This is a genomic window from Pseudomonas sp. DTU_2021_1001937_2_SI_NGA_ILE_001 (assembly GCF_032463525.1).
GTDB lineage: Bacteria > Pseudomonadota > Gammaproteobacteria > Pseudomonadales > Pseudomonadaceae > Aquipseudomonas.
In genome coordinates this window covers 3,921,022-3,942,476 of sequence record NZ_CP135971.1, presented here as the reverse complement: position 1 = coordinate 3,942,476, position 21,455 = coordinate 3,921,022, and the positions used below count along the sequence as shown (strand labels likewise).

Annotated in this window: 23 protein-coding genes; 13 read left to right on the top strand and 10 right to left on the bottom strand. The window is 62.9% G+C overall.

Translation table 11 applies throughout. The annotated features are described in order from the left end of the window. Positions 1 to 8: 8 nt before the first annotated feature. Both RRX38_RS17060 and RRX38_RS17055 read right to left on the bottom strand, forming a co-directional pair. Positions 9 to 755, bottom strand: coding sequence for a LytR/AlgR family response regulator transcription factor (locus tag RRX38_RS17060; RefSeq protein WP_295472209.1), 747 nt, complete (start codon positions 753 to 755; stop codon positions 9 to 11). After that, the gene (locus tag RRX38_RS17055) at positions 752 to 1,822 is read right to left on the bottom strand and encodes a sensor histidine kinase (RefSeq protein ID WP_295472211.1); all 1,071 of its coding nucleotides are present in this window, start codon (positions 1,820 to 1,822) and stop codon (positions 752 to 754) included. Before RRX38_RS17055 ends, RRX38_RS17060 begins: the two co-directional genes overlap by 4 nt. Before the next feature lie 129 nt (positions 1,823 to 1,951). Here RRX38_RS17055 and argH point away from each other — a divergent pair, with 129 nt between their 5' ends. The 4 genes from argH to RRX38_RS17035 all read left to right on the top strand — a co-directional run bounded on the left by argH (position 1,952) and on the right by RRX38_RS17035 (position 7,070). Next, a complete protein-coding gene (gene argH / locus RRX38_RS17050; protein ID WP_315960027.1) occupies positions 1,952 to 3,346 on the top strand; it encodes an argininosuccinate lyase in 1,395 nt (464 codons plus the stop codon). 77 nt (positions 3,347 to 3,423) lie between these two features. Beyond that, positions 3,424 to 3,714: a hypothetical protein gene (locus RRX38_RS17045; protein WP_315960026.1), complete on the top strand. Its 291-nt coding sequence runs from the start codon at positions 3,424 to 3,426 to the stop codon at positions 3,712 to 3,714. Positions 3,715 to 3,806: 92 nt separating this feature from the next. Beyond that, the gene (locus tag RRX38_RS17040; RefSeq protein WP_295472217.1) at positions 3,807 to 4,055 is read left to right on the top strand and encodes a TIGR02647 family protein; all 249 of its coding nucleotides are present in this window, start codon (positions 3,807 to 3,809) and stop codon (positions 4,053 to 4,055) included. A 174-nt stretch (positions 4,056 to 4,229) separates the two neighbouring features. Next, positions 4,230 to 7,070, top strand: a complete 2,841-nt coding sequence (locus RRX38_RS17035) for a class I adenylate cyclase (protein WP_315960025.1) — start codon at positions 4,230 to 4,232, stop codon at positions 7,068 to 7,070. Between the two features lie 257 nt (positions 7,071 to 7,327). On the opposite strand, the gene RRX38_RS17030 is transcribed toward RRX38_RS17035, so the two are convergent. Together RRX38_RS17030 and cyaY are read right to left on the bottom strand one after the other, a co-directional pair. Further along, entirely contained in the window at positions 7,328 to 7,552 is a 225-nt protein-coding gene (locus RRX38_RS17030; protein ID WP_295472221.1) for a DUF1289 domain-containing protein, read from the bottom strand. A 2-nt stretch (positions 7,553 to 7,554) separates the two neighbouring features. After that, positions 7,555 to 7,887: an iron donor protein CyaY gene (gene cyaY, locus RRX38_RS17025; RefSeq protein WP_295472223.1), complete on the bottom strand. Its 333-nt coding sequence runs from the start codon at positions 7,885 to 7,887 to the stop codon at positions 7,555 to 7,557. 245 nt (positions 7,888 to 8,132) lie between these two features. On the opposite strand from cyaY, the gene lptM reads away from it, so the two are divergent. The 6 genes from lptM to RRX38_RS16995 are packed head-to-tail and all read left to right on the top strand — an operon-like array spanning position 8,133 to position 12,703. After that, positions 8,133 to 8,279: an LPS translocon maturation chaperone LptM gene (gene lptM / locus RRX38_RS17020; RefSeq protein ID WP_295472225.1), complete on the top strand. Its 147-nt coding sequence runs from the start codon at positions 8,133 to 8,135 to the stop codon at positions 8,277 to 8,279. A gap of 9 nt (positions 8,280 to 8,288) precedes the next feature. Next, on the top strand, positions 8,289 to 9,536 hold the full coding sequence (gene lysA, locus RRX38_RS17015) for a diaminopimelate decarboxylase (RefSeq protein WP_315960024.1): 1,248 nt from the start codon (positions 8,289 to 8,291) through the stop codon (positions 9,534 to 9,536). A 4-nt stretch (positions 9,537 to 9,540) separates the two neighbouring features. Further along, positions 9,541 to 10,371, top strand: coding sequence for a diaminopimelate epimerase (dapF, locus tag RRX38_RS17010; protein ID WP_315960023.1), 831 nt, complete (start codon positions 9,541 to 9,543; stop codon positions 10,369 to 10,371). A 13-nt stretch (positions 10,372 to 10,384) separates the two neighbouring features. Further along, a complete protein-coding gene (locus RRX38_RS17005) occupies positions 10,385 to 11,116 on the top strand; it encodes a DUF484 family protein (protein ID WP_315960022.1) in 732 nt (243 codons plus the stop codon). A 2-nt stretch (positions 11,117 to 11,118) separates the two neighbouring features. Further along, positions 11,119 to 12,018, top strand: coding sequence for a tyrosine recombinase XerC (gene xerC / locus RRX38_RS17000; RefSeq protein ID WP_295472230.1), 900 nt, complete (start codon positions 11,119 to 11,121; stop codon positions 12,016 to 12,018). Further along, on the top strand, positions 12,011 to 12,703 hold the full coding sequence (locus RRX38_RS16995; RefSeq protein WP_315960021.1) for an HAD family hydrolase: 693 nt from the start codon (positions 12,011 to 12,013) through the stop codon (positions 12,701 to 12,703). Before xerC ends, RRX38_RS16995 begins: the two co-directional genes overlap by 8 nt. A gap of 66 nt (positions 12,704 to 12,769) precedes the next feature. Here the strand turns inward: RRX38_RS16995 and sutA are convergent, their stop codons facing one another. The 4 genes from sutA to glnK all read right to left on the bottom strand — a co-directional run bounded on the left by sutA (position 12,770) and on the right by glnK (position 15,567). Further along, positions 12,770 to 13,102 (bottom strand): transcriptional regulator SutA, encoded by a 333-nt coding sequence (sutA, locus tag RRX38_RS16990; RefSeq protein ID WP_295472233.1) that lies wholly within the window; start codon positions 13,100 to 13,102, stop codon positions 12,770 to 12,772. Positions 13,103 to 13,196: 94 nt separating this feature from the next. Continuing rightward, positions 13,197 to 13,622 (bottom strand): secondary thiamine-phosphate synthase enzyme YjbQ, encoded by a 426-nt coding sequence (locus tag RRX38_RS16985; protein WP_295472308.1) that lies wholly within the window; start codon positions 13,620 to 13,622, stop codon positions 13,197 to 13,199. A gap of 236 nt (positions 13,623 to 13,858) precedes the next feature. Next, a complete protein-coding gene (locus RRX38_RS16980) occupies positions 13,859 to 15,196 on the bottom strand; it encodes an ammonium transporter (protein WP_315960020.1) in 1,338 nt (445 codons plus the stop codon). A gap of 32 nt (positions 15,197 to 15,228) precedes the next feature. After that, the gene (gene glnK / locus RRX38_RS16975; protein ID WP_002555808.1) at positions 15,229 to 15,567 is read right to left on the bottom strand and encodes a P-II family nitrogen regulator; all 339 of its coding nucleotides are present in this window, start codon (positions 15,565 to 15,567) and stop codon (positions 15,229 to 15,231) included. 417 nt (positions 15,568 to 15,984) lie between these two features. On the opposite strand from glnK, the gene RRX38_RS16970 reads away from it, so the two are divergent. Next, on the top strand, positions 15,985 to 16,248 hold the full coding sequence (locus RRX38_RS16970; RefSeq protein ID WP_315960013.1) for an accessory factor UbiK family protein: 264 nt from the start codon (positions 15,985 to 15,987) through the stop codon (positions 16,246 to 16,248). Between the two features lie 510 nt (positions 16,249 to 16,758). After that, the gene (gene mqo, locus RRX38_RS16965) at positions 16,759 to 18,402 is read left to right on the top strand and encodes a malate dehydrogenase (quinone) (RefSeq protein ID WP_295472290.1); all 1,644 of its coding nucleotides are present in this window, start codon (positions 16,759 to 16,761) and stop codon (positions 18,400 to 18,402) included. A gap of 125 nt (positions 18,403 to 18,527) precedes the next feature. On the opposite strand, the gene RRX38_RS16960 is transcribed toward mqo, so the two are convergent. Next, the gene (locus RRX38_RS16960) at positions 18,528 to 19,538 is read right to left on the bottom strand and encodes a methyl-accepting chemotaxis protein (RefSeq protein ID WP_315960012.1); all 1,011 of its coding nucleotides are present in this window, start codon (positions 19,536 to 19,538) and stop codon (positions 18,528 to 18,530) included. A 242-nt stretch (positions 19,539 to 19,780) separates the two neighbouring features. Beyond that, complete coding sequence (locus RRX38_RS16955) at positions 19,781 to 20,095, bottom strand: hypothetical protein (RefSeq protein ID WP_295472293.1); 315 nt, start codon at positions 20,093 to 20,095, stop codon at positions 19,781 to 19,783. Positions 20,096 to 20,349: 254 nt separating this feature from the next. Between RRX38_RS16955 and RRX38_RS16950 the strand changes: the two genes are divergently transcribed. After that, positions 20,350 to 21,387, top strand: coding sequence for an AraC family transcriptional regulator (locus RRX38_RS16950; RefSeq protein ID WP_315960011.1), 1,038 nt, complete (start codon positions 20,350 to 20,352; stop codon positions 21,385 to 21,387). The last annotated feature ends 68 nt before the right edge of the window (positions 21,388 to 21,455 follow it).

The following is a 21,455-nucleotide window of genomic DNA, read 5'->3' as shown; positions in this document are numbered from 1 at the left end:
GCCTGGCCTCAGAGTTGTTGCATCATTTTGCGAACCCCCGCCACATGGCGGCGGCTGACGACCAGGGCATCGCCATTGAGCCCCTTGAGAAACAGCTGGAAATGCCCCAAGGGGGTACGCTGCAGACGCTCGATGCGCTCACGGGCCACCAGCGCGTTGCGGTGGATGCGCACGAAACGGTTGCCGAACTCGTCTTCCAGTGCCTTGAGCGGCTCGTCGAGCAACACTTCGCCGCCCTCGTGACGCAAGGTCACGTACTTGTGGTCGGCAATGAAGTAGATCACCTGGTCCAGCGGAATCAGCTCGATCCCCTTGCGGGTCCTGGCGCTGATGTGGCTGCGCGGGCCATTGCCGCTTTCCGACGCGGGCCGGGTCATGGCCGCCAGTTGCACGCGGTTGGGACGCTCGGCCTTCTTCAGCGCCTCGGCAAGATGCTCCGGGCGCACCGGCTTGACCAGGTAGCCGACGGCACTGACCTGGAAAGCATCCAGGGCGAATTCATCGTGCGCTGTGCAGAACACCACGGCAGGCGGGGCTTCCCGCTCGCACAATCTGGCTGCGACCTGCAGGCCGTCGAGGCCTGGCATACGGATGTCCAGCAGCACGATATCCGGTTTGTGGCTGTCGATCAGCGCCAGGGCTTCTTCGCCATTGGCGGCGCTGGGTTCCAATACCCGATAGCCCTCGATTTCACCGACCATGCGGCTTAATCGTTCCCGGGCCAGGGGTTCGTCATCAACGATCAGGACATTCATATTGCTTTGGCTTCCTGCGTGAGTCTCGCACAAGGATAGCGTAGACAGGTGTAGTGACGACCGTCACGGCGCTCCACGCTCAGACTGGCGTGCGGGCCAAAAAGTGCCGTAATGCGCGCACCGATATTCAACAGGGCCTGTTGAGTGCCGTTGGACGTCTGCCTCGGGGCAACTTCGTCATAGGGATTGCTGACACACAATATGAACTCTCCCCCCTCGTAGTTCGCCTCGACCCGTACCACACCCCCTTCGACACGCGGAGCGATGCCATAGGTCAAGGCATTTTCCAGCAATGGCTGCAGCGTCAGCTGTGGAATCGGTACATCGTCCGCAATTGCACTGACCGCCCATTCCAACTGTAGACGTTCGCCGAGACGATATTGCTCGATCGACAAATATCTTCTGGCCAGGTCCAGTTCCTCGCGCCAGGTCACCAGGGTCCCGGGCCTCGCCAGGCTGGCGCGGAACAGGTCCGAGAGGTCGAGCACCGCCTGCTCGGCCTTAACCGGGTCGCTGGCCACCAGGCTGGCGATGCTGTTGAGCGTGTTGAACAGAAAATGCGGACGGATACGGGCCTGCAAAGCCTCGATCCGCGCCCGCGACTCGGCCTGCTGCTGCTGGCGCCACTGACTCTGCAGATAAAAGTAGCGCAACATCAAAGCAGACATGATCAGGGCGATCACCGCATAGCGGATGTAGCGCTCGACCCGGCCATCGAAGCTGATGCGCCCGGACAACTGGCAGATGTCGGTCACGGCGGTGCAAAGCAAGGTCAGAACCACCACCAGCAGGCAGCCCAGCAGCCCCGCCAGGCCGCTCGGCAGGCGCGCCAGCCAGGGGCGCAACCCGCACAGCACGGCGGCCGAGAGCAGCACGATCCATTGCACGAACAGTGACATCAGTGCCACGCGCACCCAGGGAAATCCCTCAGGCATGGGTTCGACGAGGATCAGCGCCAGCACCAGCAGCTCGGCGAGCAGCACCAGTACCAGCAGCGCCTGGGGCAGGCACAGTTCAGGCAGGAAGAAGTCTTTCTCGGCCGCAGTCTTGTCTTTTTCGATCGTCATGGTGCCCTCGCGCAGGCCCCCAGTCTCGACCCGCCCGGTCGGAGCGGCAAGCGCCTCAAGGATAAAAACACGCCATCCTGCTATGATCGACGCACTTTGTACCCCTAGAGCCGAGCAACGAGCGAAACCATGAGCACCGACAAGACCAATCAGTCCTGGGGCGGCCGTTTCAGTGAGCCCGTCGACGCCTTCGTCGCGCGTTTCACCGCCTCCGTCAACTTCGACCAGCGCCTGTACCGCCACGACATCATGGGCTCCATTGCCCATGCCACCATGCTGGCGCAGGTCGGCGTGCTGACCGAGGCCGAGCGCGACACCATCATCGACGGCCTGAAGACCATCCAGGGCGAGATCGAGGCGGGTCAGTTCGAGTGGCGTGTCGACCTCGAAGACGTGCACATGAACATTGAAGCGCGGCTGACCGACCGCATCGGCATCACCGGCAAGAAACTGCACACCGGGCGCAGCCGCAACGACCAGGTCGCCACCGACATCCGCTTGTGGCTGCGTGACGAAATCGACCTGATCCTCGGCGAAATCACCCGCCTGCAGAAGGGCCTGCTGGAGCAGGCCGAGCGCGAAGCCGAAACCATCATGCCCGGCTTCACTCACCTGCAGACCGCCCAGCCGGTCACCTTCGGCCACCACTTGCTGGCCTGGTTCGAAATGCTCAGCCGCGACTACGAGCGCCTGGTCGACTGCCGCAAGCGCGTCAACCGCATGCCCCTGGGCAGCGCCGCACTGGCCGGCACCACCTACCCCATCGACCGCGAGCTGACCTGCCAGTTGCTGGGCTTCGAAGCGGTCAGTGGCAACTCGCTGGACGGCGTGTCGGACCGTGACTTCGCCATCGAATTCTGCGCCGCCGCCTCGCTGGCGATGATGCACCTGTCGCGGTTCTCCGAAGAACTGGTGCTGTGGACCAGCGCACAGTTCCAGTTCGTCGACCTGCCAGACCGTTTCTGCACCGGCAGCTCGATCATGCCGCAGAAGAAGAACCCCGACGTTCCGGAACTGGTGCGCGGCAAGAGCGGCCGCGTGTTCGGCGCCCTTACCGGCCTGCTGACCCTGATGAAAGGCCAGCCCCTGGCCTACAACAAGGACAACCAGGAAGACAAGGAACCGCTGTTCGACGCCGCCGACACCCTGCGCGACTCGCTGCGCGCCTTCGCCGACATGGTGCCGGCCATCAAGCCGCGCCACGCGATCATGCGCGAAGCGGCACTGCGCGGTTTCTCCACCGCCACCGACCTGGCCGACTACCTGGTGCGTCGTGGCCTGCCGTTCCGCGATTGCCATGAAATCGTCGGCCATGCCGTGAAATACGGCGTAGACACCGGCAAGGACCTGGCGGAAATGAGCCTGGAAGAACTGCGCCAGTTCAGCGACCAGATCGACGAAGACGTGTTCGCCGTGCTGACCCTTGAAGGCTCGGTCAACGCCCGCGACCACATCGGCGGTACCGCGCCAGCCCAGGTCAGCGCCGCCGTGGCGCGCGGCCAGGCACTGCTCGCCGCTCGCTGACCCACGCTTCGCGGCTGAGCCGCTCCCGCTGCACGGTGGGGGTGGTTTCAGCCGCGAAAGGCCATCTGGAGACTCCCATGAACGACACCCCCGAACACAGCCCCGAAGCCGACGACGAAGAGGCCTTCACCGCCTCGACGCTGATCCAGGCCATCGAGAATCAACTGGAGAACGGCGAGCCGCCCGCAGCCAAGGCCGTGTACAACAAGCTGACCCTGGTCGGCTATGAACGCGAAGAAATCCTCGAACTGATGGCCCATGTACTGGCCATCGAGATCGATGCCATGCTCGAAGCCGACCGGCCCTTCGACAGCCAGTGGTATGAAAGCGCCCTGCGCGCCCTGCCGGAGCTGCCAGCGGAAGATTGAATTGGCAGCGGCAAAGCCAGCACAGCAGGACTACACTGCTCAAGCCCCCTGTCCGAGTCGGGCACTCATTACAAAAAAAGGCTGGTACTGCTATGTCTTATTCCCCTGAGCTGGTTGCCGAACTCGAAATCCTCGCCCTGTTCAACCTGGACAACACCCTGGAAGGCCTCAAGGTTCACCACGTCGCAGCCCCCAGCGCCATCGCTGCAGCACAGCGTCTCTACGACAAGGGCCTGACCTCTCAGGTCGACGGCGGCTACCTGACCAGCCTGGGGCTGGAAGCGGCCCGGCATGCCCAAGCCCTACTGACCATTCTCGACGTCTCTCGCCAGGCAGCCTGACGCCAGAGCCAGGGCCAGACGAAAAAAACCTCGCCAGGCCCTTCACGCGAACGACCCGGCGGCGTTATACATTTGACGTCAAAATCAAATGACGCCGCTCACGCCCAACGCATCGTCGAATCCGGCAGACGGCACAGGCCACTTCCGTAGCGCCCGCCAAGGGCTCGAGTCACGATGACGCATCCGTTTGAAATCCGTCCCGACCTAGACGAAGGTATCGACCGCAAGGTCCTCACCCAGCTCAAGAGTCGTTTCCTGGCCCTCAACGACAGGCGGCTGGCCCGTGCCAGAGAGGGGCTGTCGACCCGCCAGCAAAGCGTACTGGCGCTGCTGCCGCTGCTGTTCCACGTCAACCACCCGCTGTTGCCCGGCTACGTCTCGGGCAGCACGCCGGCGGGCGTGTCGAACTTCGAACCTGACGCCCAGGTTCTGGCCGAAGCCCAGCGGCTGACCCGCTCGTTTTCCTACAAGGCCAGACCCGGCCACGTGACGCAGCCGATCCTTGGCCTGTTCCTGATGGGCAGCCTGGGCACCCTGGCCCAGGCCGACCAGAGCGATATGGATGTCTGGGTCTGCCATGACAGCGAGCTATCCGCCGAAGCCATCGCTGAACTGCGCAGGAAGTGCCAGGCGCTGGAAGCCTGGGCCGAGACGCAGGGCAGCGAAGCGCACTTTTTCCTCATCGACCCGCAGCGCTTCCGCCAGGGCGAGCGTGACACCCAGTTGAGTTCCGACGACTGCGGCACTACCCAGCATTACCTGTTGCTCGACGAGTTCTACCGCACCGCGATCTGGCTCGCTGGCCGCACGCCCATGTGGTGGATGGTGCCGGTCTACGAAGAGTCGCGTTACGAGCAATACACGCACACGCTGCTGTCCAAGCGCTTCATCCGCGCCGACGAAGTGCTCGACCTCGGCCACCTCGCACATATCCCCGCCGGGGAGTTCGTCGGTGCCGGCCTGTGGCAGCTGTTCAAGGGCATCGAGTCGCCCTACAAATCCGTGCTAAAGCTGCTGCTCATCGAGGTCTACGCCAGTGAGTACCCGCGGGTGCGCTGCCTCAGCCTGCGCTACAAGGAAGCCGTATTCGCCCACCAGCAGGACCCGGACGAACTCGACCCCTATGTGGTCGCCTACCGGCGCATCGAAGAACACCTGCTGGCGCGTAACGAGCCCGAGCGCCTGGAACTGGTCCGTCACAGCCTGTACCTGAAGGTCAACAAAAAGCTCAGCGGCCGGCAGCGCAGCAGCGGCTGGCAACGTCCACTGATGGAGCAACTGACCGCCGAATGGGGCTGGGACGAACGCCAGCTGGCCCTGCTCGACAGCCGCCAGCACTGGAAAGTCCGCCAGGTCAGCCATGAACGCCGCTCGCTGGTCAACGAGCTGAACTACAGCTACCGCTTCCTGACCCAGTTCGCTCGCCTCCAGCAGACGGCCAGCTCGATCACCACGCGCGACATGAACGTGCTTGGCCGACGTCTGTATGCGGCCTTCGAACGCAAGGCCGGCAAGATCGAACTCATCAATCCCGGCATCGCCCCGGACCTGGCCGAAGACACCCTGACCCTGGTGCATTCGAGCAACCGCCGCGAGCCGGGAAAAAACCAGTGGAGCCTGTACAACGGCAACCTGGGTATCCATGAGTACGAGAACTTCCTGCCGATCAAGCGCAGCCGCGAGCTGGTCGAGCTGCTGGCCTGGGTCCACCGCAACGGCGTGATCGACGCCAGCACTCGTCTGGCCCTGCACCCCGGCAGCAGCGACCTGAGCGAACTGGAGCTGTTCAACCTGATCGGTGCCTTGCAGCAAAGCATTGCCCTGCCCTTGCCGGCTATCAGCGACGAGCAGTTGCTCAAGGCCAGCGAGCCGCGGGAAATTCTCTTGCTGGTCAACGTCGGCGTCGACCCGCTGCGCCATCATCGGGAGCTGAACATCCTGATGACCACCGAGCGCACCGACTCGCTCAGTTATGCCGGCGTGCGTGACAACCTGGTGCTGACCCTCGACCAGGTGACCCTCAACAGCTGGAACGAGACCCAGGTGAGCCGCTACGACGGCCCGCATGCGCTGCTCGATTGCCTCACCGACCTGCTGGGCAGCCTGCCCGAAGGCGCGCAACAACCGCAGGTGCGAGTGCGCTGCTTCTGCCATAACCGTGCCCAGGCCATCGCCCAGCGGGTCGAGGAGATCGTCGCGACCGCCCGCCAGTTGCAGGCCACTGGCCTCAACTACCGTTACCTGATCCAGATCCAGCAGCAGTACCACATTCTGGCCATGCTGCCCGGCACCATGACCCAGGTGGTGGTCAATAGCCTGCCAGGGCTGTTCACCTACCTGGGCGAAGAACTGCCCTGCTACAGCCCGCTGTACTTCGACCCCCATGCGCTGGAAGACCACGACCTGTCACTGATCGCCCCCTACGGCCAGCCGGAATGCATCCAGGTGTTCTATCGGGTCAACGACACGCGCGCCGACCTCTACGTGCTCGACGAGCACAATGCACTGTGGCACCAGAACCTGCCCTGGCACGATGAACAGAGCCTGCTGCTGCCGCTGCAGCGCTTCTTCCACTCGTTGATCTATCGCCGGGGCGCCTCACTGCCGCTGGACGGCCCGCAGGAGCAGGCCGCCCTGGACGTGCTCTATTACCAACTGCTGCCCGGCGGCGCCGGACGTGCTCGCAACATCGAACCCCGCCCCGCGCCCAGGGCGTCGGACAAAGCGTTTTTCGAAGTGCAGGCAATCATCGAGGAAAGCTCTCCCGGGCAGCTGAACACCTCGCTGTACTGCGACAGCCAGGAGTTTTCCGAACTCGAACAGGGTGACCAGCTGTATACGGTGGTGGCCCGGCAGATTCTCGGAAGGCGTCACGAACCGGCGCGCTACCGTTGCTACATCACCGACCTGGATCTTTCAGGGCTGCTGGACGACGGCCACGGCCAGACCATCCTCTACCTGCGCCACAAGGCGCGCCTGGAAAAGCTCCTCAACGAGGCGCTGGACCAGGCCTGAGGCGAACAATGGCAGGAGTGTCGACCGGCTTTAGCCGCAATACTGGTCAATTAGACTGGGTAGGAGCGGCTTCAGCCGCGAAGCGACCGCCTGTTCACAGCAGATGCAGTGAGTTTCCTGACGCTTTCGCGGCTAAAGCCGCTCCCACCGGGCCCCATGCCGCTTAACCGAACAGTATTGGCTTTAGCCGGGAACGGGGCAGGAGCATGCAGCGCGGCTGAAGCCGCGCCTACCCGATGATTCCAGCCCTGGAATGACTAGGCGCCAGCCTGGAGGCGGCGCTGTTCGGCAGCTTCGCGGATCTCGCGACGGCGCTGGTCATCGGCCGAGCGCCATTCGCGGATGTCGTCGACGTGGCGGAAGCAGCCCATGCACACGCGCTCGTCGTCGAGCCGGCACAGGCTGACGCAGGGCGACGGCACCGCCGTGCTGACGTTGCTATAGAGAGGCTTGGGCGGGCGCGGGGTCGCAGGAGCGGTCACGATCAGATCTCGTCGAAGTCCAACTCGACACCCGCCTGTTCACGGGTGATACGCACCAGCATCTCGCTGAGCAGCTCGTTGCTGGTGTCGCACACCCAGCGCTGCTCTTCTTCGTCATAGTCGAAGTGAAAACCGCCCGAGCGCGCCGCCAGCCACAGCTGGCGCAGCGGCTCCTGGCGGCTGATGATGATCTGCGAGCCGTTGTCGAACTTGATGGTCAGCACGCCGGCGGAGTTTTCCAGGTCAAGGTCCAGGTCGCTCTCGTCGAAGATGTCCTCCAGCGCCTGCTGGGTGGCATCGACCAGGTCGTGAAAGCGGGCTTCGGTCAAACTCATAACGTGAACCTCGGAAAAATGGCGGCGTGTCGTCTGTCACATGGCGCGCACGATACGGCTGCCGCCGGGCAAATGCAAAGCGTGATGGTGCAGGGCGACGCGCCATCGTCAATATTCCGCGTGGCCTGCGGCGCAGACCGCCGGTCGCGTCAAAGCCCCGCCGGACGGAAAGGCCGCCACATAGGCAAGCCGCCGGGTGGCCGGTATACTCGGCGCCAATCAAAGCTTATACAAAGGATTTCGCCATGAAGCGCCTGATCGCCTCGCTTGCTGCGCTCGTCGCGGTTGCCTGCCTCGTCACCGCCTGCGGCCAGAAGGGCCCGCTGTACCTGCCTGACGACACCAAATCTGCCGACGCGCAGGGCAAGTCGCAATCGCACAAGCACTACTAAGGTATCTCCATGGACGCTTTCAACTACCGCGACGGTGAGCTGTTCGCGGAAGGCGTGGCCTTGTCTGCCATCGCCGAACGCTTCGGCACCCCCACCTACGTCTATTCGCGCGCCCACATCGAGGCGCAGTACAAGGCCTACGCCGACGCCCTGGCCGGCATGCCGCACCTGGTGTGCTTCGCCGTCAAGGCCAACTCCAACCTGGGCGTGCTGAATGTCCTGGCGCGCCTGGGCGCAGGCTTCGACATCGTTTCGCGCGGCGAGCTGGAGCGCGTACTGGCCGCCGGCGGCAGCGCCGACAAGATCGTCTTCTCCGGCGTGGGCAAGACCCGCGACGACATGCGCCGTGCCCTGGAGGTCGGCGTGCACTGCTTCAACGTCGAGTCCAGCGAAGAACTCGAACGCCTGCAAGTCGTCGCCGCCGAACTGGGCGTACGAGCGCCGGTGTCGCTGCGGGTCAACCCGGACGTCGATGCCGGTACCCATCCGTACATCTCCACCGGCCTCAAAGAAAACAAGTTCGGTATCGCCATCGCCCAGGCCGAAGACGTCTACGTGCGTGCCTCGCAGCTGCCGAACCTGGAAGTGATCGGCGTGGACTGCCACATCGGCTCGCAACTGACCACCCTGGAGCCGTTCATCGACGCACTGGACCGCCTGCTGGACCTGGTCGACCGTCTGGGCGACTGCGGCATCCACCTGCGCCACATCGACCTGGGCGGTGGCCTGGGCGTGCGCTACCGTGACGAGGAACCACCGCTGGCCCAGTCCTACATCGAGGCCGTGCGCAAGCGTCTCGAAGGCCGCGACCTGGGCCTGGTGTTCGAACCAGGCCGCTTCATCGTCGCCAACGCCGGGCTGCTGCTGACCCAGGTCGAGTACCTCAAGCACACCGAACACAAGGATTTCGCCATCGTCGACGCGGCGATGAACGACCTGATCCGCCCGGCCCTGTATCAGGCCTGGATGAACGTCACGGCGGTCAAGCCGCGCGATGCGCGGCCACGCAACTACGACATCGTCGGGCCGATCTGCGAGACCGGCGATTTCCTCGCCAAGGGCCGCGAACTGGCACTGGCCGAAGGCGATCTGCTGGCGGTTCACTCGGCAGGCGCCTATGGTTTCGTGATGAGTTCGAACTACAACACCCGTGGCCGCGCCGCCGAAGTGCTGGTCGACGGCACCGAGGTTCACCAGGTCCGCCGTCGGGAAACCCTCACCGAGCTGTTCGCCGGCGAAAGCCTGCTGCCGGAGTGACCCCATGCTGCTGCGTTTCACCAAGATGCACGGCCTGGGCAATGACTTCATGGTCCTCGACCTGGTCAGCCAGCACGCGCATATCCAACCCAAGCACGCCAAGCAGTGGGGGGACCGGCACACCGGCATCGGCTTCGACCAGTTGCTGATCGTCGAGGCGCCGAACAACCCGGACGTCGACTTCCGCTACCGGATTTTCAATTCCGACGGTTCCGAGGTCGAGCAGTGCGGCAACGGCGCGCGCTGCTTCGCCCGCTTCGTGCTGGATAAACGCCTCACCGCCAAACGCAAGATCCGCGTCGAGACCAAGAGCGGCATCATCGAACTGAACGTACGCAACGACGGTCAGATCTGCGTCGACATGGGGCCCCCGCGCTTCGTGCCGGAACAGATCCCGTTCAAGGCCGACCAGCAGGCCGACAGCTACGACCTGGAAGTCGACGGTCGCACCGTGCAGCTGGCCGCCGTGTCGATGGGCAACCCCCATGCGGTGCTGCGGGTGGATGACATCAACAACGCGCCCGTGCATCAACTGGGACCGAAAATCGAACACCACCCACGCTTCCCGGCGCGGGTCAACGTCGGTTTCCTGCACGTCGTGGATCGTCAGCGTGCGCAGCTGCGCGTCTGGGAACGCGGCGCCGGGGAAACCCAGGCCTGCGGCACCGGCGCCTGCGCCGCAGCCGTGGCAGCGATCAGCCAGGGCTGGATGGACTCCCCGGTGCTGATCGACCTGCCCGGCGGACGCCTGTCCATCGAATGGGCGGGGCCGGGCCAACCGGTGTTGATGACCGGGCCGGCGGTGCGTGTCTACGAAGGTCAGGTTCGTCTATGAGTGAGCAAATGCGATGACCGATCAGCCTCCTGCTTCAACCATCACCGAGCTGCCGCCCCACCAGGACGCGGCGCCCAACCTGGAAGCAGAGGCGGTCATCGCCTACCTGCTCCAGCACCCGGAGTTCTTCGCCGAGCACGATGAGCTGCTGGTGAGCATGCGCATTCCGCATCAGCGTGGCGACAGCGTCTCGCTGGTCGAGCGCCAGCTCAAGCTGTTGCGCGAACGCAACATCGAGATGCGCCACCGGCTGTCACAGTTGATGGACGTCGCCCGGGACAATGATCGACTGTTCGAGAAGACCCGACGCCTGAACCTGGCGCTGATGGACGCCGGCAGCCTCGAAGAGCTGATCATGGCGGTCGAGGACGGCTTGCGTCATGACTTCCAAGTGCCCTTCGTCAGCCTGATCCTGTTCGGTGAAAACGGCATGCCCGTGGGCCGCTGGGTCAGCAGCGCCGAAGCACAGAAGGCGATTGGCGGGCTGATGGGCGACAAGGCCGTGTGTGGCGCACTGCGCGAGCACGAGCTGGCGTTCCTGTTCGGCGCCGAGCAGGCCAAGGACGTGGGTTCGACCGCGTTGGTGACCCTCAACCATCAGGGCCTGCATGGTGTCCTGGCGGTGGGCAGCCATGACCCACAGCATTACAAGAGTTCGATCGGCACCCTGTTCCTTGGCTACATCGCCCAGGTGCTGAGCCGCCTGCTGCCACGCTTCACCCACGCCCTGCGTTCGGTGCGCTAGCGTTGGAAGAGCAGCTGGAGGCCTACTGCACGCACCTGCGCAGTGAGCGCCAGATGTCACTGCACACCCTGCTGGCGTACCGCCGGGACCTGGACAAGGTCCTGGCGCACTGCCGTCAGCAACAGCTCACCAGCTGGTCGGCCCTCGACCCGCAGCAGTTGCGCAGCTTCGTCGCCCGCCAGCATCAGCAAGGACAGTCCTCGCGCAGCCTGGCACGCTTGCTCTCGGCGGTTCGCGGACTGTACCTGTACCTCAATCGAGAAGGGCTTTGTCAGCACGATCCGGCCGCCGGCCTGTCACCGCCGAAGGGCGAACGCCGGCTGCCCAAGACCCTGGACACCGACCGCACCGCGCAACTGCTCGATGGAGCCGTGGAAGATGACTTTCTGGCCCGCCGCGACCAGGCGATCATGGAGCTGTTCTATTCTTCCGGGCTGCGCCTCTCGGAACTGGCCGGGCTGGACCTTGACCAGCTGGACCTGGACGACGGCCTGGTGCAGGTTACCGGCAAAGGCAACAAGACCCGCGTCCTGCCAGTAGGCAGCAAGGCCCGCCAGGCGCTGCAGGCGTGGCTGCACCTGCGTGCCCTGGCCAACCCACGCGACGAGGCAGTGTTCATCGGCCAGCATGGCAAGCGCCTGGGCCAGCGCTCGATCCAGCTGCGCCTGAAGGCCGCTGGCGAGCGAGAACTGGGACAGAACCTGCACCCGCACATGCTGCGCCATTCCTTTGCCAGTCACCTGCTGGAGTCGTCCCAGGATCTGCGTGCGGTGCAGGAGCTGCTCGGCCACGCCGATATCAGCACCACACAGATCTACACCCACCTGGACTTCCAGCACCTGGCCACCGTGTACGACAGCGCCCACCCCAGGGCCAGACGCAAGGGCAAAACCGATGATTAAGCTGATTACCTTCGACCTGGACGACACCCTGTGGGACAACGTCCCGGCCATTCAGGGCGCCGAAGCCCTGCTGCGCAACTGGCTGGTCGAGCACGCCCCACGCCTGGGCTCGGTGCCTGTAGAGCATCTGGGGGCCATCCGCGCCCGGCTGGTGGCCGCCGAGCCGGGCCTGAAGCACCGCATCAGCGCCCTGCGCCGCCAGGTGCTGTTCCACGCCTTGCGCGATGTCGGCTACGACCAGGACCAGGCCATGGACCTCGCAGAACGCAGCTTCGAGGCCTTTCTGCAGGAGCGCCATCAGGTGCAGGTGTTCCCGGAGGTGGTGCCGACCCTGGAGATCCTCGCCAAGACCTACACCTTGGGCGTGATCACCAACGGCAACGCCGATATCCGTCGCCTGGGGCTGGCCGACTATTTCGACTTCGCCCTGTGTGCCGAGGACCTGGGCATCGGCAAGCCCGACCCGGCGCCCTTCCAGGAGGCGCTGCGCCGTGCCGACTGCGCGGCCGACCAGGCCGTGCACATTGGCGATCATCCGCAAGACGATGTCGGCGGGGCCCAGCGCGCCGGGCTGAAAACCATCTGGTTCAACCCGCAGGGCAACGCCTGGGATGCAGCGCATCGCCCCGACGCGCAGATCCACAATTTGTCGCAACTGCCCGAAGTCCTGGCGCGCTGGGCCTGACCAGCCAATCAATACGCCAGACAAGAAAAAGCCCGCAGCGACAGCGGGCTTTTTCTTCAGCACGCCTCAGATAGGGCGGCTGCCGTACTTGTTGTCCGGCTTCTTGGGCGGATCGGCGACCACATTGGCCTCCACTTGCTGCACCTGGCCGCCACGAGCGAGGAACTCTTCCATGGCACGTGCCAGAGCGTCGCGATCCTTTTGCTTGGCTTCGATGCTGGGCAGCTCATCGACCGAAACCGCAGCCTTGGCCTTACCTTTGGCGGGCGTGGCCGAAGCCTCGGCACCGTCTTCGGCATCAGGGGCGTCGTCCTCGGGCGCAGCACTGAGCTCCTCGCCGTCGTCCTCGCCTTCCAGATCGTCTACCAGATCGTCATTGTCGTTGTCGTCGTCGCTCATGTTCTACCTCATGACTTGCGAAAGCAGATTAGTTATAGCCGAGCAGCCTTTAAAGTCGAGCCGCCTTCAGAACCAGCACCGCTGAAACCAGCGGTTATTCCCAGTCACCCTGCAGGGTGGCCAGAACCCGGCGAGCACCGCCATGATCGCGATGCTCGCCGAGATAAACACCTTGCCACGTGCCCAGCGCCAGACGTCCGGCGGAAACCGGCAAAATCAGCTGGCAGCCTAGCAAACTGGCCTTGAAGTGCGCCGGCAGGTCATCGGGACCTTCGTCGTTGTGTTCGAACCCCGCCACATCCTGAGGGACCAGGCGGTTGAAAAAGCGTTCGAAATCACGACGTACAGCCGGGTCGGCATTTTCGTTGACGGTCAACGAAGCCGAGGTGTGTTGCAACCACAGATGCAGCAAGCCGACACGACAACTGCGCAGCTCGGGCAGACCTGCCACGAGCTCGTCGGTCACCAAGTGAAACCCGCGGGGCCTGGCCCTGAGCGTTATCACAGCTTGCTGCCACATACTGTTCTCCGCACGTTCGGCGCGCATTCTAACTCGCCTGAGAAAAAAGCAAAGCGCGCGATAAACCGAGTTGCCCGTCTGCTTCACCCAAGGCTGGCAGATGCTCTGCCATGGGCGGCACAGAGGTTCTATAACATCGCCGCGTGCACAATCAATGACAGCGCCGAAGTGCGCTTGATCCCTAAAATTCAGGCAAAAAAATGCCCGGCAGAACCGGGCACTTTTTACAGGCTGGCTTACAGGTTGTAGCCACGCTCGTTGTGTTGCGCAAGGTCCAGACCCACGACCTCTTCTTCTTCGGTAACCCGCAGGCCCATGACCACGTCCAGCACCTTGAGGATGACCCAGGTCACCACAGCGGTGTAGACCACGGTGAAGGCGACGCCCTTGAACTGCACCCAGACCTGGGCGCCGATGTCGGTGACGGTGCCGAAGCCGCCCAAGGCAGGCGCAGCGAAGACGCCGGTGAGGATCGCACCGACGATGCCGCCGATACCATGCACGCCGAAGGCGTCCAGCGAGTCGTCATAACCCATCTTGCGCTTGAGGCTGGTGGCACACAGGAAGCAGATCACACCCGCTACCAGGCCGATGATCAGAGCGCCCATCGGGCCGACGGTACCGGCTGCCGGAGTGATGGCAACCAGGCCGGCCACCACGCCCGAGGCGATACCCAGCGCGCTTGGCTTGCCGTGGGTGATCCACTCGGCGAACATCCAGCCCAGCGCGGCAGCGGCGGTCGCGATCTGGGTGACCAGCATCGCCATGCCGGCAGTGCCGTTGGCCGCCGCAGCGGAACCGGCGTTGAAGCCGAACCAGCCGATCCACAGCATGGCAGCACCGACCAGGGTGTAGCCGAGGTTATGCGGAGCCATCGGAGTGGTTGGGTAGCCTTTGCGCTTGCCCAGCACCAGGCAGGCCACCAGACCGGCGACACCGGCGTTGATGTGCACGACGGTACCGCCTGCGAAGTCCAGAACGCCCCAGTCCCACATCAGGCCGCCGACACCGCTCCATACCATGTGGGCGATCGGTGCGTAGACCAGGGTGAACCACACGCCCATGAACACCAGCATCGCGGAGAACTTCATGCGCTCGGCGAAGGCACCGACGATCAGCGCCGGGGTGATGATCGCGAAGGTCATCTGGAAGGTCACGAACACGGCTTCAGGGAACAGCGCGGTGGGGCCGGTCAGGCTGGCAGGCGTCACGCCGGCCAGGAAGGCTTTCTGCAAGCCGCCAACGAAAGAGCTGAAGTTGACCACGCCCGCTTCCATGCCGGTGGTGTCGAACGCCAGGCTGTAGCCGTAGACGACCCACAGCACGCTGATCAGGCCGGTAATGGCGAAGCACTGCATCATCACCGAGAGCAGGTTCTTGGAGCGCACCATGCCGCCGTAGAACAGCGCCAGGCCCGGGATGGTCATGAACAGCACCAGGGCGGTGGCGGTGAGCATCCAGGCGGTGTCGCCCGAATTGAGCACAGGTTCGGCAGCCGGTTCAGCCGCCAGGGCCAGACCAGGTAAAGCGAGGGACAACAGGGCTCCTAGCCCTGCGAATTGACGCAGAGTCATATTGTTTCTCCTGGGGCGTTGGGTTTGGCGGCTTAGATCGCGTCGGTGTCGGTTTCGCCGGTACGGATACGGATAGCCTGTTCCAGATTCACGACGAAGATCTTGCCGTCGCCGATCTTGCCGGTGTTGGCTGCTTTGGTAATGGCCTCGATGACCCGGTCCAGATCCTTGTCGTCGATGGCGACATCGATCTTGACCTTGGGAAGGAAGTCGACGACGTATTCAGCGCCGCGATACAGCTCGGTGTGACCTTTCTGACGACCGAAGCCCTTGACCTCGGTGACAGTGATGCCCTGCACGCCGATCTCGGACAACGATTCGCGCACGTCATCCAACTTGAACGGCTTGATGATTGCAGTGACTAGCTTCATGAAACTTTCTCCCGAATTGATGGACTTGCCCCAGGAAAACAAACCCGTCTCAAGTCTAAGCGCAGTGCCTGGCTTTGTAACGTGTCGGCCGCCTGTGAGGTCGCTTGCCGACGCCAGCCATCCGCATCTGACGAAACATCCCCGCTCCGCCTGCCGCACTGCATTCGTCACAGCGACTGCATCAGTGCATGGGTCAAGCAGGTCTTTGCAGAAAGCTTGCCAGCTCGAAAAAAATCACGGAAATCAAGAGATTGCCCAGCAGCCGAGGTTCATGACCACGGGCTGGGCGCAGCGCCGCGCACAATAACGGTGCGCACGTGCACCTCGCCGTGCGCACTTAGCGTGCGTGTGCCGCCCCAGGAATGCACCCGGATGCATCGTGCTACACTCCGGCCCCTCTGAGTTCGGGAAATCATCATGCTCGCCCCCAAAGCCCTCCTCGACGCCCTGAGCGATCACGCCTCACGCCTGTTCAATGCCGAAAAGCCCCTGCCGCGCAGCGAATTCGAGGCGCAATTGAAGATTCTCCTGCAAGGCGCCTTCAGCAAGCTCGACCTGGTCAGCCGCGAGGAATTCGACAGCCAGATGGCCGTGCTGGCGCGCACCCGCGCTCGTCTGGAAGCCCTGGAAGCCAAGGTCGCGGAACTGGAAAATGCCGCTCGTCCTGAACGCCAGGACTGATCGCCTGGCGCCGCCGCTGGCCGCTCAAGATCGGCGCATCGCCGCCGATTCATAACGGCACTTTGTCGCTTTCACAGGGCTATCACGCCAAGCCCCTATGGATTAAGTGTCTTTTTGTCGCACTTTTTCGGCTAAAATGCCCGGCTGAATCGTTCAGGCCCCATTCCTGCCCATTTCATGAAGGCGGTTGGACTACGCCCGGCCTTGCCTGCCGGGTGCCTGAACGCAAGGGCTCGTGATCCATGGTGGGGTGTGAGTCAGGGGTTCGCCCGATGCCAAGACATCGGGCCGCCCTGCTGTAGATGTGTCATCGAAGTCGCTGAAGCCAACAACTTACAAGAAGTCAGCACGGGAGGGACATAACAATGGGATCGATCCGCGTCGATCTGGTGAGTCGCCCTTCCAGTCTTACCCGGCTGGCCCTGGAGTTCCTGGCACTGGATGCCTGTTCCCGGCCACCTGCGGTACAAGAGTGGCAGGAGGGACGGCATTAATCCTAGGAACTACAACATGTTTAAGAAAGTGAACACGGCCTTGCTGGGCCTGGCGCTCTCGGCGAGCTTCATGTCCGCCCAGGCCGCCGAGGTCAAGAAAGTTGACGTCCTGCTGGTTGGCGGCGGGATCATGAGTTCGACCCTGGGTATCTGGCTGAACGAGCTGGAGCCTACCTGGTCGATGCAGATGGTCGAGCGCCTGGACGGCGTGGCGGAAGAAAGCTCCAACGGCTGGAACAACGCCGGTACCGGTCACTCCGCCCTGGCCGAGCTGAACTACACCCCGGAAGACAAGAACGGCAAGATCGACATCTCCAAGGCCATCGAAATCAACGAAGCCTTCCAGATCTCGCGTCAGTTCTGGGCCTGGCAGGTCAAGAGCGGTGTACTGAAGGACCCGCGCTCCTTCATCAACTACACCCCGCACATGAGTTTCATCTGGGGTGACGACAACGTCGCGTTCCTCAAGAAGCGCTACGAAGCCCTGAAAGCCAGCCCGCTGTTCAGCGGCATGCAGTACTCCGAAGATCCGGCGCAGATCAAGCAGTGGGTCCCACTGATGATGGAAGGCCGTGACCCGAACCAGAAGGTCGCCGCCACCTGGGCACCGATCGGTACCGACATGAACTTCGGTGAAATCACCCGCCAGTTCGTAGGCCACCTGAAGACCAAGCAGAACTTCGACCTGAAGCTCTCCAGCGAAGTCGAAGACATCACTCGCAATGCCGACGGCAGCTGGCGCGTAACCTACAAGAACCTGAAGGACGGTACCGAAAGCGCTACCGACGCCAAGTTCCTGTTCATCGGTGCCGGCGGCGGCGCCCTGCACCTGCTGCAGAAGTCGGGCATCGAAGAAGCCAAGGACTACGCCGGCTTCCCGGTAGGCGGTTCGTTCCTGGTCAGCGACAACCCGAAGATCGCCGAGGCCCACCTGGCCAAGGCCTATGGCAAGGCTTCGGTCGGTGCGCCACCGATGTCGGTTCCGCACCTGGACACCCGCGTCCTGGACGGCAAGCGCGTCATCCTGTTCGGCCCCTTCGCGACCTTCTCCACCAAGTTCCTGAAGAACGGCTCGTACTTCGACCTGCTGACCAGCACCAATACGCACAACATCTGGCCGATGACCAAGGTCGGCATCAAGGAATACCCGCTGATCGAGTACCTCGCCGGCCAGGTCATGCTGTCTGACGACGACCGCATGGCAGCCCTGCGCGAGTACTTCCCGAACGCCAAGAAAGAAGACTGGCGTCTGTGGCAGGCCGGCCAGCGCGTGCAGATCATCAAGCGTGACGAAGAGAAGGGCGGCGTGCTGAAGCTGGGCACCGAAGTCGTCGCTTCCAAGGACGGCAGCATCGCCGGCCTGCTGGGCGCTTCGCCGGGTGCCTCGACCGCCGCGCCGATCATGCTCAACGTCCTGGAAAAAGTCTTCAAGGACAAGGTAGCCACCCCGGCCTGGCAGGAAAAACTGCACCAGATCGTTCCTAGCTACGGCACCAAGCTGAACAACAGCCCAGAAGCCGTCGCCAAGGAATGGGCGTACACCGCCGAAGTCCTGATGCTGCCGACCCCGCCAGCTGTAAACGGCGCCGCACCTGCCGCTCCGGCTGCTGCTCCAGCCAAGCCGCGTGAAAGCAACGCCGCCACCGACATGGCGCTGTAAGACTCGCTTCAGCGGTTACAGAAAACCCCATCCGGCCTGGCCGGATGGGGTTTTTTATTGGGCTGAAGCCTACCCGCTCCAACCGAACGGTATGGCGGCCAAAACCGGTCCTGCCGGTCGAACGCTCAGGTATGCAAGCCCTTGAGCCGCTCGTTGAGCACGACAGCCAGTGCCGCCAGCTGCTGGCTAGCCTGCTCGCTGGAACACGACACATTGCCCGTCACGGCGGTGGCTGCCCTGTCGATTTCGCCATTCTGTCGCCGCCGACCCTGTGCACTGTCATGCATGACGTTCGTCATCTGCTCGGCAGCGCTGCTGAGCTGTGCCGAAGACTTACTGACCAGGACCAGGGTATCGCGCAAACGCGACTGCATCTGCTGCATCGACTGCAGCAGTTGTGCGGCCTCGTCGCGTCCTTCCCCCTCTAACGTCTCGCCAAGGTCGCCCTGGGCAATGGAGCGTGCCGCTTGCACCGCCTGGTTGATCGGCTTGGCCAGGCTGCGGATCAGCTGCCAGGCCAGCAACAGGGTCAGGCACAGCGCAATGAGAATCGCCCCCCAGGTCATCATCCTGGCCTCGCCATAGGCGACGCCGGAGCCAGCAGCCGACTTACGGATGCGCTCCTGGTTGATGCCGCGCAGGCGCTCGGTGCTCTGGTTCATCTGGCCACCCAGCTGGGCCATTCTGCCCTGCACCAGGGTGCGTGCCACATCGATCTTGCCGGAAGCCAGCAAATCCGCTGCCTGCCGCATACCCGCCAGGTATTCATCGTGCATGCGCGCCAGTGCTGCCAGCTCACCAAGCTCGTCTTCGTCATCGGCCATCTGCCGGTAACGCTCCAGGCTCTGCTGAACGCTGTGGGTCAACTCATCGATCTTCTTGCGTGTAGCCGCCACCGATTCAGGATCGGGCACGGCCAGCAGGCGCAGGGCTTCCACGCGGGTACGCGACAACTGGATGGCCAGGTTGTCGGCTGCCACGATACCCGACACACCCTTGTTCTCGACCCCGGGCCCTTGACCTCGGATGTTGGACAACGCCTGCAGGCCGACCAGCCCGAGACCGAACACGATGACGGCTAGAATGCCGAAGCCTGTCAGTGTCCGGCTTGAAATCCTGAAATAACGAAGCGTCATGTGAACTCACATCGCGACCTTGAAGGCCACAGGGAAAGAAATAGGAAGGCATTCTTGTGGCAGGCTTCACACCGCAAACTTTTGAACCGGGGCGGTCTTTGCCGCTGCGTGCGCCATTCATGGCAGCGCACGTCCGTCGTTAATTCCCCATACGCACCTTTCGAATTGATCGAACGATTCCATCGAATACTTTAATCAATTGGAGGTGCGTCTAACGCAACGTGCTTTATGACGTTAGCGCTTTAATAAGCCCAGCGCGTACCGATAGCTTGAAAGATGATGTCCAGCCCCAAATCGCCGGGCGTTACCGGATTTTCGCTGAGCCAGCCAAACAGTTTTACAGCAGCTTGGCGCGCGGCCGGTTGCATGCGCGGAAGTTCCGAAAAGTCGAATCCTCCATGACGCTCGGCGTCGTGCCAAGCCATCAGGAATGCGGCGACAGGCTCAGCGCTCTGGGTCCCGGAAATGGCCGCCGCCACCAACTGATTGAGGCATGAGAGGACATCGTCATCAATGTCGATTTCCCGTAGTGGTGCGGGTTTGACGCCCTTGGCCATCATGGCTCCTCACTGGATCTTTCAGCCATTGAAGCATGTACGGATAACGCCAGCTGTATCCTGAGACGCAATATTCAATGTCCGCAGATGCCAAACTTCTTTTTTTCAAGCGACAACTATCAGCGTCTTAGCAGTCATCTGACAACTTAACTAAGCTTTGCTTTTTTATTGCCGCCTCGCGCGTAATGTCCCCTGAAAGCAGGCTATAAAAAACAAAAATGGATCCACACTTGTGAGTGCCTTAGTGTTTTGGCATGCTGCCCCCCGATCGCTGTCCGAGATTGAACATGCCCACACTCTCTGTTTCCTGTGCTCGTCTGGTCCTGCAACTGGTTAATTGTGTGGAGGCGCCTTCCTCCAAACTTACACAGTTGTGCTCGCATATTGATCGCACCCTGAGCGACGGCTCTAGACTGGACCTTGACGAAGCCCTTAGGTTGATCGTGCAGATCACTGAAGAAACCGGCAGCGCCGATGCGGGGGCCAGCGCCTATGATTATTTCCGGCCAGGCCAGTACGACTCCCAGTTGTACGCGATCATGTCCAGCGCCACGCTGGGTGAGGCGCTCAAGACCATGGCGCGCTATTCGGTGCTGCTCAGCGACGGCGCCCCGCAGGCGCTGGTCGAGGACGAGCATGAAGTCGGCTTCCACTTTCTCTGCCTGGACAGCCTGGGCGTGCCGCGGCAATACATCGACTGCTGCATGTCGATCTTCATGGCCATGGTGCACTGGCTGGAGCCGGAGCACCGCCCCATGCCCCTGAAGGCTGCGTTCAGTTACCCTGAGCCTGCCGACCGCTCACGACTCGAAGCCGTATTCGGCCCGCACCTGAGCTTCTCCAGCCCGGTCAACAAGCTCGCCTTTTCCCTCGCGGATTGCGCCAAGCCGCTGGAAACCGCCAACCCGACCCTGCGCCTGTACCACCTGAATTTTTCCGATGAGGAATTGTTCAAGAGCCAGCAGCGAGTCAGCGCCATGGTGAAGAACCTGGTGCTGATCGGCCTCACCACCGGCAAAGGCGTGGTATCGCTGGAGCAGGTGGCACGCGACCTGAACCTCAGCATGCGTACCCTGCAGAACCGCCTGGACGACGAGGCCAGCGGCTTTCAGCTCATCGTCGACGAATGCCGCCGCGACCTGGCGCGCCAGCTGCTCTACTCCACCACCGACACCATCACGGCGATTTCGGAAAAGCTCGGCTTCTGCGATCACAGCGCCTTCCACAAGGCCTTCAATCGCTGGTATGCCTGCACGCCGGGGGCGTTCAGGAACGGCCAGGCCGCTTCCTGAACGACGGATCGAAACTCAGACCTTGAAGCGCTTGATCAGCTGATCCAACTCACGCGCCAGGAGTTCCA